This window comes from Citrobacter sp. KTE151 (genome assembly GCF_000398845.1).
GTDB classification, from domain to species: Bacteria; Pseudomonadota; Gammaproteobacteria; order Enterobacterales; family Enterobacteriaceae; genus Citrobacter; species Citrobacter braakii.
The window spans coordinates 434,432-449,041 of the sequence record NZ_KB976065.1; the positions used below are offsets into that span (position 1 = coordinate 434,432).

The window sequence follows — 14,610 nt, forward strand, 5'->3', positions numbered from 1 at the left end:
TTATACCGACAACAGTACGAAAAAGCAAAAGATAAATACGCGCATTGCCAGCACCGTCAGGAAAAATTTCCAGTTACATTTTCAGTACAATACGAGCTCAATCAAAAAAAGCTGGAAATCAGGCGCAGAACCGACTTAAAATAGCCGTCCAGATGTTAATCCATCTATACCGATTAACACTCAGACTGCCAGTGTCCGTCATCTGCAGACTCATGGTAGAATCTTCTACACATGGCTATTCCACTCGACAGTTTGAGCTAACTACATTCTCCTTAGGTGAAATTAAATATGGCAAAACACCTTTTTACGTCCGAGTCCGTATCAGAAGGGCATCCTGACAAAATCGCTGACCAAATCTCTGATGCCGTGCTGGATGCAATCCTGGAGCAGGATCCGAAAGCACGCGTTGCCTGCGAAACCTACGTCAAAACCGGCATGGTTTTAGTTGGCGGTGAGATCACCACCAGCGCATGGGTTGATATCGAAGAGATCACCCGTAACACGGTTCGCGAAATTGGCTATGTGCATTCCGACATGGGCTTTGATGCCAACTCTTGTGCGGTACTGAGCGCGATTGGTAAACAGTCTCCGGACATCAACCAGGGTGTTGACCGTGCGGATCCGCTGGAACAGGGCGCAGGCGACCAGGGTCTGATGTTTGGTTATGCAACCAACGAAACCGACGTGCTGATGCCAGCCCCGATTACCTATGCTCACCGTCTGGTGCAGCGTCAGGCTGAAGTGCGTAAAAACGGCACCTTATCCTGGCTGCGCCCGGATGCAAAAAGCCAGGTAACCTTCCAGTATGACGACGGTAAAATCGTCGGTATTGATGCGGTTGTTCTGTCGACTCAGCACTCTGAAGATATCGATCAGAAATCGCTGCAAGAAGCCGTTATGGAAGAGATCATCAAGCCGGTACTGCCGACTGAATGGCTGACAGCTTCAACCAAGTTCTTCATCAACCCAACCGGTCGTTTCGTTATCGGCGGTCCAATGGGTGACTGCGGTCTGACGGGTCGTAAAATCATCGTTGATACCTACGGCGGCATGGCCCGTCACGGCGGCGGCGCATTTTCTGGTAAGGATCCGTCTAAAGTTGACCGTTCCGCAGCTTATGCAGCCCGCTACGTAGCGAAAAACATCGTTGCCGCTGGCCTGGCTGACCGTTGTGAGATTCAGGTTTCCTACGCAATCGGCGTGGCTGAACCGACCTCTATCATGGTGGAAACGTTCGGTACTGAAAAAGTGCCTTCAGAACAGCTGACCCTGCTGGTGCGTGAGTTCTTCGACCTGCGCCCGTATGGCCTGATTCAGATGCTGGATCTGCTGCACCCGATTTACAAAGAAACCGCCGCTTACGGTCACTTTGGTCGCGAACATTTCCCATGGGAAAAAACCGACAAAGCCGCCCTGCTGCGTGAAGCTGCCGGTCTGAAGTAATTCCTCCACGGCTCAACGCTTATGAAGACCAGCCTCGTGCTGGTCTTTTTTTATGTCATTTGCTCTCCCATCCCCCATCACTATAGCCACGCTATTTTCATTTGCTTCAATAACAAATGAAAGCGATTACATAGCACGGTATTTCTATCCACCTTGAATTCACATCTCTTCGTTACCAGCATTGCATCACTGTTACATCATATTTCAGCATTGTCTTAAAATCAGCCAATCAACTTTATTCTATAATAATAAATAATGTTAACTTTCAACTCATTAAACAATAATCCACATGAATGTTAGTGTAACCGATTACACTAATGTGATGTGATTCGCATTTTTTTACCCCGTACTCACCTACCCTTAACATCAACAAAACTAGCTACCCAACGGAGGGCATCATGCCTGACAATAAAAAAACGGGGCATTCCAACAAAGCCATGACATTTTTTGTCTGCTTCCTGGCAGCCCTGGCTGGATTACTTTTTGGCCTGGATATCGGTGTTATTGCCGGTGCTTTACCATTCATCACCGACGAGTTCCAAATTACCCCACACACTCAGGAATGGGTGGTGAGTTCCATGATGTTTGGTGCGGCAGTGGGCGCCGTCGGCAGCGGTTGGCTCTCCTTCAAGTTGGGACGTAAAAAAAGCCTGATGATCGGCGCAATCCTGTTTGTTGCTGGTTCGCTGTTCTCCGCCGCAGCGCCAAACGTTGAAGTGCTGCTGGTTTCCCGCGTGCTGCTCGGCCTGGCAGTCGGCGTTGCGTCTTATACCGCACCGTTGTACTTGTCCGAAATCGCCCCGGAAAAAATTCGCGGCAGCATGATTTCTATGTATCAGTTAATGATCACCATCGGTATTTTAGGTGCGTATCTTTCCGATACGGCGTTTAGCTACAGCGGCGCATGGCGCTGGATGCTGGGCGTGATCATCATTCCTGCCCTGTTACTGCTGGTTGGCGTCATCTTCCTGCCGGACAGCCCGCGTTGGTTTGCGGCTAAACGTCGTTTTGTCGATGCCGAACGCGTTCTGTTGCGTCTGCGTGACACCAGCGCTGAAGCCAAACGCGAGCTGGATGAAATTCGTGAAAGCCTGCAAGTGAAGCAGAGCGGCTGGGCGCTGTTTAAAGAAAACAGCAACTTCCGCCGCGCAGTTTTCCTTGGCGTCCTGCTACAGGTGATGCAGCAGTTCACCGGGATGAACGTCATTATGTATTACGCGCCAAAAATCTTTGAGCTGGCGGGTTACACCAACACCACCGAACAGATGTGGGGGACCGTTATTGTCGGTCTGACCAACGTGTTGGCAACCTTTATCGCCATTGGCCTGGTTGACCGCTGGGGCCGTAAACCTACGCTGATCCTCGGCTTTATCGTCATGGCCGTCGGTATGGGCGTGCTGGGTACAATGATGCACGTGGGTATTCACTCGCCAGCCGCACAATACTTCGCTGTCCTGATGCTGCTAATGTTTATCGTTGGCTTTGCGATGAGCGCCGGTCCGCTGATTTGGGTACTGTGCTCTGAAATCCAGCCGCTGAAAGGTCGCGATTTCGGCATCACCTGCTCTACCGCAACTAACTGGATTGCCAACATGATTGTCGGCGCAACCTTCCTGACGATGCTGAACTCGCTGGGCAGCGCCAACACCTTCTGGGTCTACGGTGGCCTTAACGTACTGTTCATCTTCCTGACCCTGTGGCTGATCCCTGAAACTAAAAACGTCTCTCTGGAACACATTGAACGTAACCTGATGAAAGGTCGTAAACTGCGCGAAATTGGCGCACACGACTAATCTCGTTAGGCTTCCTCCCCCGTGGGAGGGAGCCTTCCTCTTGCAGTCCCTTCCCTGTCGCACTATCCTCTGGCGTTATGAAAACCTCCCGTCTCCCGATCGCCATCCAGCAAGCCGTTATGCGCAGCCTGCGGGAAAAACTCGCTCAGGCCAATCTCAAGCTCGAACGCCAATACCCGGAACCAAAGCTGGTTTACCAACAGCGCGGAACCGCCGCGGGTACCGCGTGGCTACAAACCTACGAAATTCGTCTTAATCCAGTTTTGCTGATGGAGAATGTTGACGCGTTCGTTAACGAAGTGGTGCCCCATGAACTGGCGCATCTACTGGTGTGGAAACACTTTGGCCGCGTACCGCCGCACGGGAAAGAGTGGAAATGGATGATGGAGAGCGTGCTGGGCGTACCGGCCCGGCGCACGCATCAGTTTGAGCTGCAATCCGTGCAGCGTAAGACCTTTACATACCGCTGTAAGTGTCAGGAACACCAACTGACCGTCCGCCGCCATAACCGCGTTGTACGCGGCGAAGCCACCTACCGCTGCGTTCACTGCGGTCAACCGCTGGTTGCAGAATAATCTTCAGAATTATCAGGAACTTTTCTGATCTAACTGATTGCATACAGGAATGACTTTCGCTACGTTGCGGGCTCGTTTTGACACGGAGTTCGTGATGTACCGTAATCTTTCTTTTGCTGCGGCCCTATTAGCCGCTGCGTTTTCAGGCTCGGTTTTAGCCGAAGGCATCAACAGTTTTTCTCAGGCAAAAGCAGCAGGCGTTAAAGTTAACGCCGATGCGCCAGGCGATTTCTATTGCGGATGTAAAATTAACTGGCAAGGAAAAAAAGGGGTCGTTGACCTCGAATCCTGCGGCTATAAAGTGCGAAAAAATGAAAACCGCGCCAGTCGAATTGAATGGGAACACGTTGTCCCCGCCTGGCAATTTGGTCATCAGCGCCAGTGCTGGCAGGACGGAGGGCGTAAAAACTGCGCTAAAGATCCGGTCTATCGCAAAATGGAAAGCGATATGCATAACCTGCAGCCCGCGGTGGGTGAGGTCAATGGCGATCGCGCAAACTTTATGTACAGCCAGTGGAATGGTGGCGAAGGCCAATATGGACAATGCACCATGAAGGTTGACTTCAAAGAGAAAGTTGCCGAGCCGCCAGCCCGCGCCCGTGGCGCCATCGCGCGTACCTATTTTTACATGCGCGACCAATACAACCTGACGCTCTCCCGCCAGCAAACTCAGCTTTTTAATGCCTGGAATAAGCAGTATCCGGTCACCGATTGGGAGTGTGAGCGCGACGAACGCATTGCGAAGGTACAGGGGAACCATAACCCCTATGTGCAACGCGCTTGCCAGGCGCAAAAGAGCTAACCTACACTAGCAGCAATATTTTTTAACCATGCCCAGGCCTTTTGCAGCCCAGGGCCATGACGCGGATGTTTAACTATGCGCATTCCTCGCATTTATCACCCTGAGCCACTCACTTCCGGCAGCCAAATTTCACTGTGTGAAGATGCAGCCAACCATATCGGCCGCGTGCTGCGTATGGGGCCTGGCCAGGCGCTACAGCTGTTTGATGGCAGCAATCAGGTATTCGACGCCGAAATCACCCACGCCAGTAAGAAAAGCGTGGACGTGAAGGTGCTTAACGCTGAACTCGACGATCGAGAATCGCCGCTACACATCCACCTGGGCCAGGTGATGTCGCGGGGTGAAAAAATGGAATTTACTATCCAAAAATCGATTGAACTGGGTGTAAGCCTCATTACGCCACTTTTTTCTGAGCGCTGCGGCGTTAAACTGGACAGCGAACGCCTGAACAAGAAGCTCCAGCAGTGGCAGAAAATCGCCATTGCCGCCTGCGAACAGTGCGGTCGTAATCGGGTGCCTGAAATTCGCCCGGCGATGGATCTGGAAGCGTGGTGCGCCGAACAGGATGAAGGTCTGAAACTGAACCTGCATCCCCGCGCCAGCGCCAGCATCAATACGCTGCCGCTCCCGGTGGAACGCATCCGCTTGCTGATTGGCCCCGAAGGTGGGCTGTCGGCAGATGAAATTGCCATGACCGCACGGTATCAGTTTACTGATATTCTGTTAGGACCTCGCGTTCTGCGTACTGAGACAACTGCGCTCACCGCCATCACCGCGCTACAGGTGCGTTTTGGCGATCTGGGCTAACGGAGAAGAACAATGATCAAGCTCGGCATCGTGATGGATCCCATCGCAAGCATCAACATCAAGAAAGATTCCAGCTTCGCTATGCTGCTGGAAGCGCAACGTCGCGGTTACGAAATTCATTATATGGAAATGGCCGATCTCTATCTGATCAACGGTGAAGCCCGCGCCCGTACGCGTACCCTGAGCGTAGAGCAGAACTACGACAAATGGTATGAGTTCAATAGCGAGCAGGATCTCCCGCTGGCAGATCTGGACGTCATTCTGATGCGTAAGGATCCGCCGTTTGATACCGAGTTCATCTACGCAACCTATATTCTGGAACGTGCAGAGGAGAAAGGGACGCTAATCGTCAACAAACCGCAGAGCCTGCGCGATTGTAACGAGAAGCTGTTCACCGCATGGTTTGCCGACCTGACACCGGAAACGCTGGTCACGCGTAACAAAGCGCAGCTGAAAGCCTTCTGGCAAAAACACAGCGACATCATTCTCAAACCGCTGGACGGCATGGGCGGCGCATCTATTTTCCGCGTCAAGGAAGGCGATCCGAACCTTGGCGTTATTGCCGAAACACTGACCGAGCACGGTACCCGTTATTGCATGGCGCAGAACTATCTGCCGGCAATTAAAGACGGCGATAAACGCGTGCTGGTGGTCGATGGCGAACCCGTTCCGTACTGCCTGGCGCGTATTCCACAAGGCGGCGAAACCCGTGGCAACCTGGCAGCCGGCGGTCGTGGCGAGCCGCGTCCATTAACCGACAGCGACTGGGAAATTGCACGTCGCATTGGGCCAACGCTGAAAGCAAAAGGTTTGATTTTTGTCGGTCTGGATATCATTGGCGACCGTCTGACGGAAATTAACGTCACCAGCCCAACCTGTATTCGTGAAATTGAAGCGGAGTTCCCGGTTTCGATTACCGGTATGCTGATGGACGCCATCGAGGCACGTTTGCAGAAATAAATAAGTTGCCGGATGGCGATGCCTTCGCGTCTTATCCGGCCTACATTCGCACCCCGTAGGCCGGATAAGGCGAAGCCGCCATCCGGCAAAGCTATCTTCAGAGGGTGACATCTTCGCGCTTTGCCCACATACTGGGCTCTGTTGCTTTTTTGAACCAGGAAACAGAACCTCTGACAATGAATTTACAGCATCACTTTCTAATTGCCATGCCTGCTCTCCAGGATCCGATTTTCCGCCGTTCCGTGGTGTATATCTGTGAACACAATGAGAACGGAGCAATGGGGATTATCGTCAATAAGCCTCTGGAAAACTTACAAATTGAAGGGATTCTGGAAAAGCTGAAGATTACTCCAGAAGCACGCGATCCTGCCATTCGTCTGGACAAACCGGTGATGCTCGGCGGCCCGCTGGCGGAAGACCGTGGATTTATTCTACACACCCCGCCGTCACGCTTTGCCTCCAGTATTCGCATTTCAGATAACACTATCATCACGACCTCCCGCGATGTACTTGAAACCCTGGGTACACAGGAGCAGCCATCCGAAGTGCTGGTTGCGCTGGGCTATTCATCATGGGAAAAAGGTCAACTGGAACAAGAGCTACTGGATAACGCCTGGCTCACTGCTCCCGCAGACCTCAACATCTTGTTTAAAACGCCGATTGCCGACCGCTGGCGCGATGCGGCGAAGCTTATCGGGATTGATATTCAGACCATGCCTGGCGTGGCGGGACACGCCTGATGAGCGGAACATTACTCTCTTTTGATTTTGGTACGAAAAGTATCGGCGTCGCGGTTGGTCAACGCATTACCGGTACGGCGAGACCCTTGCCCGCCATCAAAGCACAGGACGGTACGCCAGACTGGAGTTTGATTGAACGCCTGCTAAAAGAGTGGCAGCCGGACGAAATCATTGTCGGCCTGCCGCTCAACATGGATGGCACCGAACAACCCCTTACTGCGCGCGCGCGCAAATTCGCTAACCGCATTCACGGTCGCTTTGGCGTAACCGTAACGCTACACGATGAACGTTTGAGCACCGTCGAAGCCCGCTCAGGCCTGTTTGAGCAAGGCGGATACCGGGCGTTGAGTAAAGGCAAAGTAGATTCCGCTTCTGCCGTTATTATCCTTGAAAGCTATTTCGAGCAGGGCTACTAAAGTCGCCCCTGCGCCTGGCGCTGCTGCTGACTTTGTGCAAACGTCTGCATACCTGTCTGCTGCCCGGTTTGAATCACACCGGGTAGCTGATGCGTTTTCCCTTCGCGGATCAAATTGCCCACGGCGGGAGTGTTGACGAGCAGTTCGAATAGCGCCACGCGTCCTCCCTGCTTATCTTCCTCCAGCTTTTGCGAAAGTACCGCCCGCAGGCTGTCTGCAAGCTGGTTACGCACCGGATCTTTCTCCTGTGCGGGAAAGGTGTCCACCAGCCGCGCGATGGCCTGCGCCGCCCCTCGCGTATGTAAGGTTGCCAACACCAGATGCCCGGTCTCCGCTGCCGTTAAGGCCAAACGAATAGTTTCCACGTCGCGCAGCTCGCCCAGCAAAATGACGTCGGGATCTTCGCGTAACGCGCCGCGTAAACCGGCAGCAAAAGAAGCGCAGTGTACGCCCACCTCCCGCTGTTGAATAAGACAACGCTGGCTGGTGTAGCGATATTCAATCGGATCTTCCAGCGTCAGAATATGCCCCGCAATATGTTGATTAAGGTACTCCACCATCGCCGCTAGGGTGGTTGATTTACCGCTGCCGGTGGCTCCAGTGACCAGAACTAATCCATTTTCACCGTGCAGCAGTTCAGGTATGGCCTCGGGGGTCTGAAGATCGTCTAAACGAGGACATTCAAGCGGTAGCAATCTTAGCGCCAGCGAGGTTCCCTGCTGATGAGCAAATGCGCTGGCGCGTAGACGCCGGGAGTCCGCCAGCGTAAGGGCAAAATCAATTTGCCCCTGTTCCCGCCACTGTACCTGTTGTTGCTCACTGAGCCAGCACATCAGCAGATTCTCCACGTCAGGGGGAGTAAATGGTGCTATTTCGACTTTTCCACGTATGCGCCAGCGCGCAGGCCATGCATTGCACAGGTGTAGATCCGACACGTTATGCTTTACACTAAGGGCCACTATTTCTTCCATATTCATATGAACATCCTCGGAAAATGAACGATATCGCGCATAACCTGGCACATGTCCGGGACAAAATCTCAGCCGCCGCGACGCGTTGCGGGCGGTCTTCAGAAAAAGTTATGCTGCTTGCAGTTAGCAAAACCAAACCTGCGAGCGCCATCGAAGAAGCCATCGTCGCAGGATTATTTTCAATTGGTGAAAACAACGACTAATAGCGAGTAGTCACGCTCTTGATTTTCCATACACCTTTTTCTTCTACCATGCAGTCAATAACTTTTTGAGATGACTCCCCTGTTCCAAATGTCAAATAGACATTGGTACAAATAGGATCAGCTATAATTAGATCAATACTAATATGCTTACTCCAGTCTTCATCGGCAAAATCCTGAACTTTTAGAAAATAATCCTCTTCAAGCTCATTGCTTCTATAAGCTTGCTTTAATTTATTCAATGTATCAATAATAACATAAGGCTCTAATGCCGTCGGATCATCTGCAACTGGGATGATATTATGAGCAATCTGCTTTATATACCAGGCATTGAATTTTAATGCCTGAGTATCAGCAGGTATTATTCCTGCCATAGCAAACGATGAGAATAGAAAAGTAAATAATATCAATCGTTTCATCAGTTATGCCTATAGAGTTTATACGAGGGCTGATTTTTACGATAACCAGGTCCGGGATACACGCCATGTTCCTGTTTGAAATCTGACCACCAGTAATGTCCATCAAAAATCGCCATGTGCCCTGCTGTATTTCCTCCAGTATATGGTTGAATTATAGCAACATCACCTTTAATAGGATTGCCATATACTTCACGAAAACCAGCCAATACTAAATATTTACCCATATTTTTAGCATTATCATGATGCAAGGATACGCCTCCATGTTCGATTGCTGCTGTTACTGCCCTGGCACAATAACCTGTAGCGTGCGCATGAGCATTATTCCTAACAAAATTTATAGCGGCTTCTTTATTCCACATTTGCAAAATCTCATTTATAAACGAAGAGTATGAAATATCACAAAGCGAACCATCACCTTGAACATTAAATGCTCCCAACTCTATTTATTGACATCACAAATATGCCCGCAAGCTGTATTTCCGATGTGTATTGCTGCTTAATAACAAATGAGGTTATAATATTTACCTTACCAACTATTTAATTTTTTTGCTTTATTATAAATAAATATCATCCCAGATTTTATAACTGTAGAATATTTACACTGGCGCAAACTGGAGCTGAATAAAACGAATTGAAAATTCTGTCAGTTAAATCTGTTTACGTCCTCCTACAGACTCACATTTTTATACTCAGCCTATCTGCAGCCTTACCAGGCGTAGTAAATGGTGTGGTTTCGACTTTCCCACGTATGCACCAGCGCGCAGGCCATGCATTGCACAGGTGTAGATCCGACACGTTATGCTTTACACTAAGGGCCACTATTTCTTCCATATTCATATGAACATCCTCGGAAAATGAACGATATCGCGCATAACCTGGCACATGTCCGGGACAAAATCTCAGCCGCCGCGACGCGTTGCGGGCGGTCTTCAGAAGAAGTTATGTTGCTTGCAGTCAGCAAAACCAAACCTGCGAGCGCCATCGAAGAAGCCATGACCGCAGGGCAGCGTGCCTTCGGTGAAAACTATGTCCAGGAAGGGGTGGATAAGATCCGCTACTTTCAGGAAAAAGGCGTTAACGATCTGCAGTGGCACTTTATCGGCCCGCTGCAGTCGAATAAAAGTCGTCTGGTCGCTGAACATTTTGACTGGTGCCATACGATTGATCGTCTGCGTATCGCTGCCCGTCTGAGCGAACAGCGCCCGGCGGAACTGCCGCCGCTCAATGTGTTGATTCAGATTAATATCAGCGATGAGAACAGTAAGTCAGGTATTCCGCTTGCAGAGCTTGACGCACTGGCGGCTGAGGTCGCCGCGCTGCCACGCATTACCCTGCGTGGTCTGATGGCGATTCCGGCGCCAGAGTCAGATTATGTAAGGCAGTTTGAAGTTGCACAGCAAATGGCGGTAGCATTTGCCGGGTTGAAAACACGCTACCCAAGTATCGACACGCTCTCACTGGGGATGTCTGATGATATGGATGCCGCCATTGCGGCGGGTAGCACGATGGTGCGCATCGGCACTGCCATTTTTGGTGCTCGTGATTACACTAAAAAATAAGGAAAACTAAGGAACACCATGAATACGTTGACCTTCCTGCTCTCAACGGTAATTGAGCTGTATACCATGGCGCTGCTGCTGCGCGTGTGGATGCAATGGTCTCGCTGCGATTTCTACAACCCGTTCTCGCAGTTTATTGTGAAAATCACTCAGCCCATTATTGGGCCGTTACGCCGTATCATTCCCCCGATGGGGCCAATTGACAGCGCATCGGCATTAGTTGCGCTCGTTCTGAGCTTTATCAAGGCCATCGTGCTGTTTAAGGTGGTTACGTTCCAGCCGATCATCTGGATCGCCGCCGTGCTGATTGTCCTGAAGACTATCGGACTGCTGATTTTCTGGGTTCTGCTGGTGATGGCGATTATGAGCTGGGTCAGCCAGGGCCGCAGCCCTGTGGAGTACGTGCTGATTCAATTGGCAGATCCGCTGCTGCGTCCTATTCGTCGCTTACTTCCAGGCATGGGCGGGATCGATTTCTCGCCAATGATCCTGGTTCTGCTGCTGTATGTCATTAACATGGGCATCGCAGAAGTATTACAGGCGACAGGTAACATGCTGCTGCCGGGGCTGTGGATGGCGCTATGAGTGCCGTTACCCCCTGCGATGACGGTCTGGTTTTACGGCTCTACATTCAGCCTAAAGCCAGTCGTGACAGTATTGTAGGTTTACATGGCGACGAGCTAAAAGTCGCCATTACCGCCCCACCGGTTGATGGGCAAGCCAATAGCCATCTGGTGAAGTTTCTCGGCAAACAGTTCCGTGTGGCAAAAAGCCAGGTCGTCATTGAGAAGGGCGAGCTTGGTCGTCACAAACAGGTTAAAATCATTCATCCGCAACAGATCCCGCCCGAAATTGCGGCGCTAACTGATTAGGTATCCCATGCAAAAAGTTGTCCTCGCGACCGGCAACGCCGGTAAAGTGCGTGAACTCGCCTCTCTTCTGAGTGATTTCGGTCTTGATGTTGTTGCCCAAACGGATCTGGGTGTTGATTCTGCAGAAGAGACCGGGCTGACGTTTATTGAGAACGCCATTCTGAAGGCACGTCATGCCGCGCAAATTACCGGTTTACCCGCCATTGCTGATGACTCCGGTCTGGCGGTAAATGCCCTTGGCGGCGCGCCGGGCATCTATTCAGCCCGCTATTCCGGCGAAGATGCAACCGATCAGCAGAACCTGGAAAAACTGCTCCACACCCTGCAGGATGTTCCTGATGACAAGCGCCAGGCACAATTCCACTGCGTGCTGGTGTATATGCGCCATGCAGACGATCCAACACCTGTGGTTTGCCACGGACGCTGGCCGGGCGTTATTGCCCGTGAACCTGCCGGAAACGGTGGTTTTGGCTACGACCCAATCTTCTTTGTGCCCTCTGAAGGGAAAACCGCCGCCGAACTGACCCGCGAAGAAAAGAGCGCGATTTCTCACCGCGGACAAGCGCTGAAGCTGCTGCTGGATGCCCTGCGTAATGGTTAAGCTTCCGCCGTTAAGTCTTTACATACACATCCCGTGGTGCGTGCAGAAATGCCCGTACTGCGACTTCAACTCGCATGCGCTTAAAGGCGAAGTCCCTCATGACGACTATGTGCAGCATCTGCTGAGCGATCTGGATTCTGAGGTGGCCCACGCCCAGGGCCGCGAGGTAAAGACGATTTTTATCGGTGGTGGTACGCCGAGCCTGCTTTCTGGCCCGGCAATGCAAACGCTGCTCGACGGCGTGCGCGCACGGCTGAATCTCGCCGCAGATGCAGAAGTCACGATGGAGGCGAATCCCGGTACGGTGGAAGCCGATCGCTTTGTGGATTATCAACGTGCTGGCGTAAACCGTATCTCCATTGGTGTACAGAGCTTTAGCTCCGCCAAACTCGAACGTCTGGGACGTATTCACGGGCCGGAAGAAGCCAAACGTGCAGCGCACCTGGCGAGCGGTCTGGGACTACGCAGCTTTAACCTCGACCTGATGCACGGTTTACCGGATCAGACGCTGGAAGAGGCGCTGGGCGATTTACAACAGGCCATCGAGCTCAACCCGCCGCATCTTTCCTGGTATCAGTTGACCATCGAACCGAATACGCTGTTCGGGTCCCGACCACCGGTATTACCGGATGACGACGCGCTGTGGGATATTTTTGAGCAAGGCCACCAATTGCTGACCGCCGCGGGGTATCAGCAGTACGAAACCTCAGCCTACGCCAGACCGGGTTATCAGTGTCAGCACAACCTAAATTACTGGCGTTTTGGCGACTATCTAGGCATTGGCTGCGGCGCGCACGGCAAAGTCACTTTCCCAGGCGGTCGCATCCTGCGCACTACCAAAACGCGACATCCGCGTGGATACATGCAAGGACGTTATCTGGAAAGCCAGCGAGATGTCGCCGAGGCCGATAAGCCGTTTGAGTTCTTTATGAACCGTTTCCGGCTGCTGGAAGCCGCGCCTCGCGCGGAGTTCACGCAATATACCGGGCTTACCGAAGACGTTATTCGTCGACAGATCGATGAGGCCATTGCCCAGGGCTATCTGAGTGAATGCGATGAATACTGGCAGATTACCCAACACGGTAAGCTATTTTTGAATTCGCTGCTGGAGCTGTTTCTGGCGGAGTGATGCTCGATGCGCCCACGGGCGCATTATTGACAGGTGTGCCTTTAGTGGTCAGCATGGCGGAAAACTTTACAGGATGCTCTTTCGTCCAGGTCTTTCAAAAAATGTATAATCCCCGACCATTCCCACTAAGGTGTATAAATATGCAAAATAACGATCGGCAATCATCATAACCACAAAAATGATGAGCGAATTAATCGTTACGCATATTCAGGAGACTTTGAGAAAACGCCCCAGTCGAATGACCGGGGCCGGAGTGATTAATACTGATTAAACATTTCCTGGATTTGCTTAGGATCCTTGGTTTGGGTCAGAGCCAGTTGCAGCAGAACACGCGCTTTTTGCGGGTTCAGAGAGCCTGAAGCCACAAATCCGTATTTCGCATCATCAACTTCAGCATCCTGGGTGGTGGCGCCCGTTGGTACACGGGATGAGCGCACCACAACAGTACCTTTATGCGCGGCAGTTGCCAGCGTATCGAAAATGGTTTTATACAGGTTACCGTTACCTACACCCGCACTGACGATCCCGGCGTAACCCGCGTCTACCAATGCTTTGGCTGGCAGATCGGAGGCGTTAGCGTAGTTGTATACAATCCCAACTTTCGGCAGCTCGGTCAGCTTAGATACATCGAACGGCGTGGATGTGGTGTGCTTACGCGCAGGCGTACGCTGGTAGTCGATTTTACCGTTATGGATATAACCCAGCGGACCATAGTTAACGGATTTGAAAGTAGCGACATCCGTGGTGTTAGTTTTGGTCACGTCGCGACCATCCATAACAGTGTCGTTCATCACCACCAGCACACCACGGTTGGCAGAGGCTTTGTCTGCGGCGGTTACCACGGCGTTATACAGGTTGAACGGGCCATCAGCGCTCATACCTGTAGACGGACGCATTGCGCCGACCAGCACCACCGGCTTGTTGCACTTGACGGTGAGATCGAGGAAATAGGCGGTTTCTTCCATGGTATCCGTACCATGTGTTACCACGAAGCCGTCAGTTTTATCACACTCGGTATTAATCTTTTTCGCCAGCGTTAGCCAGACTTCGTCATTCATATCCTGGGAGCCGATGTTCACCACCTGCTCGCCTTTCACAACGGCGATATCTTTCAACTGAGGTACGGCATCAACCAAATTTTCTACGCCGACTTTGCCTGCCGTGTAGTTAGATTTTGTTGCGGAGTCACCACCGCCGGCGATCGTCCCGCCGGTAGCTAAAATAGTGATGTTTGGCAGTGCAAGCGCCGCGCCGCTGAAACCCATAACCAGTGCGGCAAGTGCCGTTCTCTTGAAAAACTCCATGTTATTTCTCCAGTTACTT

General features: G+C 51.7%; 17 protein-coding genes and 3 pseudogenes. 14 read left to right on the plus strand and 6 right to left on the minus strand.

What is annotated here, in order from left to right; translation table 11 throughout:
* Window positions 1–288 precede the first annotated feature (288 nt).
* From metK to ruvX, 8 genes are all read left to right on the plus strand, one after another.
* Window positions 289–1,443, plus strand: a complete 1,155-nt coding sequence (gene metK / locus WC7_RS06625) for a methionine adenosyltransferase (RefSeq protein WP_003027071.1) — start codon at window positions 289–291, stop codon at window positions 1,441–1,443.
* A 398-nt stretch (window positions 1,444–1,841) separates the two neighbouring features.
* A complete protein-coding gene (galP, locus tag WC7_RS06620; protein WP_016154390.1) occupies window positions 1,842–3,236 on the plus strand; it encodes a galactose/proton symporter in 1,395 nt (464 codons plus the stop codon).
* Between the two features lie 77 nt (window positions 3,237–3,313).
* Window positions 3,314–3,811, plus strand: a complete 498-nt coding sequence (locus tag WC7_RS06615) for a SprT family zinc-dependent metalloprotease (protein ID WP_016154391.1) — start codon at window positions 3,314–3,316, stop codon at window positions 3,809–3,811.
* Between the two features lie 94 nt (window positions 3,812–3,905).
* Window positions 3,906–4,613: a deoxyribonuclease I gene (endA, locus tag WC7_RS06610; protein ID WP_016154392.1), complete on the plus strand. Its 708-nt coding sequence runs from the start codon at window positions 3,906–3,908 to the stop codon at window positions 4,611–4,613.
* 75 nt (window positions 4,614–4,688) lie between these two features.
* Window positions 4,689–5,420, plus strand: coding sequence for a 16S rRNA (uracil(1498)-N(3))-methyltransferase (gene rsmE, locus WC7_RS06605; protein ID WP_016154393.1), 732 nt, complete (start codon window positions 4,689–4,691; stop codon window positions 5,418–5,420).
* Window positions 5,421–5,432: 12 nt separating this feature from the next.
* Entirely contained in the window at window positions 5,433–6,380 is a 948-nt protein-coding gene (gene gshB / locus WC7_RS06600; protein WP_016154394.1) for a glutathione synthase, read from the plus strand.
* A gap of 176 nt (window positions 6,381–6,556) precedes the next feature.
* Window positions 6,557–7,120: a YqgE/AlgH family protein gene (locus WC7_RS06595; protein WP_016154395.1), complete on the plus strand. Its 564-nt coding sequence runs from the start codon at window positions 6,557–6,559 to the stop codon at window positions 7,118–7,120.
* Window positions 7,120–7,536 carry a Holliday junction resolvase RuvX gene (gene ruvX / locus WC7_RS06590; protein ID WP_016154396.1) on the plus strand — a complete coding sequence of 139 codons (417 nt, stop codon included), beginning with the start codon at window positions 7,120–7,122 and terminating at the stop codon, window positions 7,534–7,536. The genes WC7_RS06595 and ruvX overlap by 1 nt, the downstream gene beginning before the upstream one ends.
* Here the strand turns inward: ruvX and WC7_RS06585 are convergent.
* Complete coding sequence (locus WC7_RS06585; RefSeq protein ID WP_016154397.1) at window positions 7,533–8,513, minus strand: type IV pilus twitching motility protein PilT; 981 nt, start codon at window positions 8,511–8,513, stop codon at window positions 7,533–7,535. The genes ruvX and WC7_RS06585 overlap by 4 nt on opposite strands.
* A 17-nt stretch (window positions 8,514–8,530) precedes the next feature.
* Here WC7_RS06585 and WC7_RS0124670 point away from each other — a divergent pair.
* A pseudogene (locus WC7_RS0124670) lies at window positions 8,531–8,701 on the plus strand (YggS family pyridoxal phosphate enzyme); the annotation flags it as partial.
* A 5-nt stretch (window positions 8,702–8,706) separates the two neighbouring features.
* On the opposite strand, the gene WC7_RS06580 reads toward WC7_RS0124670, so the two are convergent.
* The 3 genes and pseudogenes from WC7_RS06580 to WC7_RS26990 all read right to left on the minus strand — a co-directional run.
* Window positions 8,707–9,126, minus strand: coding sequence for a DUF3828 domain-containing protein (locus tag WC7_RS06580; protein ID WP_016154398.1), 420 nt, complete (start codon window positions 9,124–9,126; stop codon window positions 8,707–8,709).
* Entirely contained in the window at window positions 9,126–9,563 is a 438-nt protein-coding gene (locus WC7_RS0124675; protein WP_369707995.1) for a hypothetical protein, read from the minus strand. The genes WC7_RS06580 and WC7_RS0124675 overlap by 1 nt, the downstream gene beginning before the upstream one ends.
* 274 nt (window positions 9,564–9,837) lie before the next feature.
* Window positions 9,838–9,963, minus strand: a pseudogene (locus tag WC7_RS26990) (type IV pili twitching motility protein PilT); the annotation flags it as partial.
* A 17-nt stretch (window positions 9,964–9,980) separates the two neighbouring features.
* Here WC7_RS26990 and WC7_RS06575 point away from each other — a divergent pair.
* Genes WC7_RS06575 through hemW form a run of 5 tightly spaced genes read left to right on the plus strand, consistent with a single transcriptional unit; the run spans window position 9,981 to window position 13,287 of the window.
* A complete protein-coding gene (locus WC7_RS06575) occupies window positions 9,981–10,685 on the plus strand; it encodes a YggS family pyridoxal phosphate-dependent enzyme (RefSeq protein ID WP_016154400.1) in 705 nt (234 codons plus the stop codon).
* Between the two features lie 18 nt (window positions 10,686–10,703).
* Complete coding sequence (locus tag WC7_RS06570; protein ID WP_016154401.1) at window positions 10,704–11,270, plus strand: YggT family protein; 567 nt, start codon at window positions 10,704–10,706, stop codon at window positions 11,268–11,270.
* On the plus strand, window positions 11,267–11,557 hold the full coding sequence (yggU, locus tag WC7_RS06565) for a DUF167 family protein YggU (RefSeq protein WP_005123286.1): 291 nt from the start codon (window positions 11,267–11,269) through the stop codon (window positions 11,555–11,557). Before WC7_RS06570 ends, yggU begins: the two co-directional genes overlap by 4 nt.
* A 7-nt stretch (window positions 11,558–11,564) precedes the next feature.
* A complete protein-coding gene (locus tag WC7_RS06560; RefSeq protein ID WP_016154402.1) occupies window positions 11,565–12,158 on the plus strand; it encodes an XTP/dITP diphosphatase in 594 nt (197 codons plus the stop codon).
* The gene (gene hemW / locus WC7_RS06555) at window positions 12,151–13,287 is read left to right on the plus strand and encodes a radical SAM family heme chaperone HemW (RefSeq protein ID WP_016154403.1); all 1,137 of its coding nucleotides are present in this window, start codon (window positions 12,151–12,153) and stop codon (window positions 13,285–13,287) included. Before WC7_RS06560 ends, hemW begins: the two co-directional genes overlap by 8 nt.
* A 25-nt stretch (window positions 13,288–13,312) precedes the next feature.
* On the opposite strand, the pseudogene WC7_RS27180 reads toward hemW, so the two are convergent.
* Window positions 13,313–13,425, minus strand: a pseudogene (locus tag WC7_RS27180) (DUF1202 family protein); the annotation flags it as partial.
* 119 nt (window positions 13,426–13,544) lie between these two features.
* The gene (ansB, locus tag WC7_RS06550) at window positions 13,545–14,591 is read right to left on the minus strand and encodes an L-asparaginase 2 (RefSeq protein ID WP_016154404.1); all 1,047 of its coding nucleotides are present in this window, start codon (window positions 14,589–14,591) and stop codon (window positions 13,545–13,547) included.
* Between the last annotated feature and the right edge of the window lie 19 nt (window positions 14,592–14,610).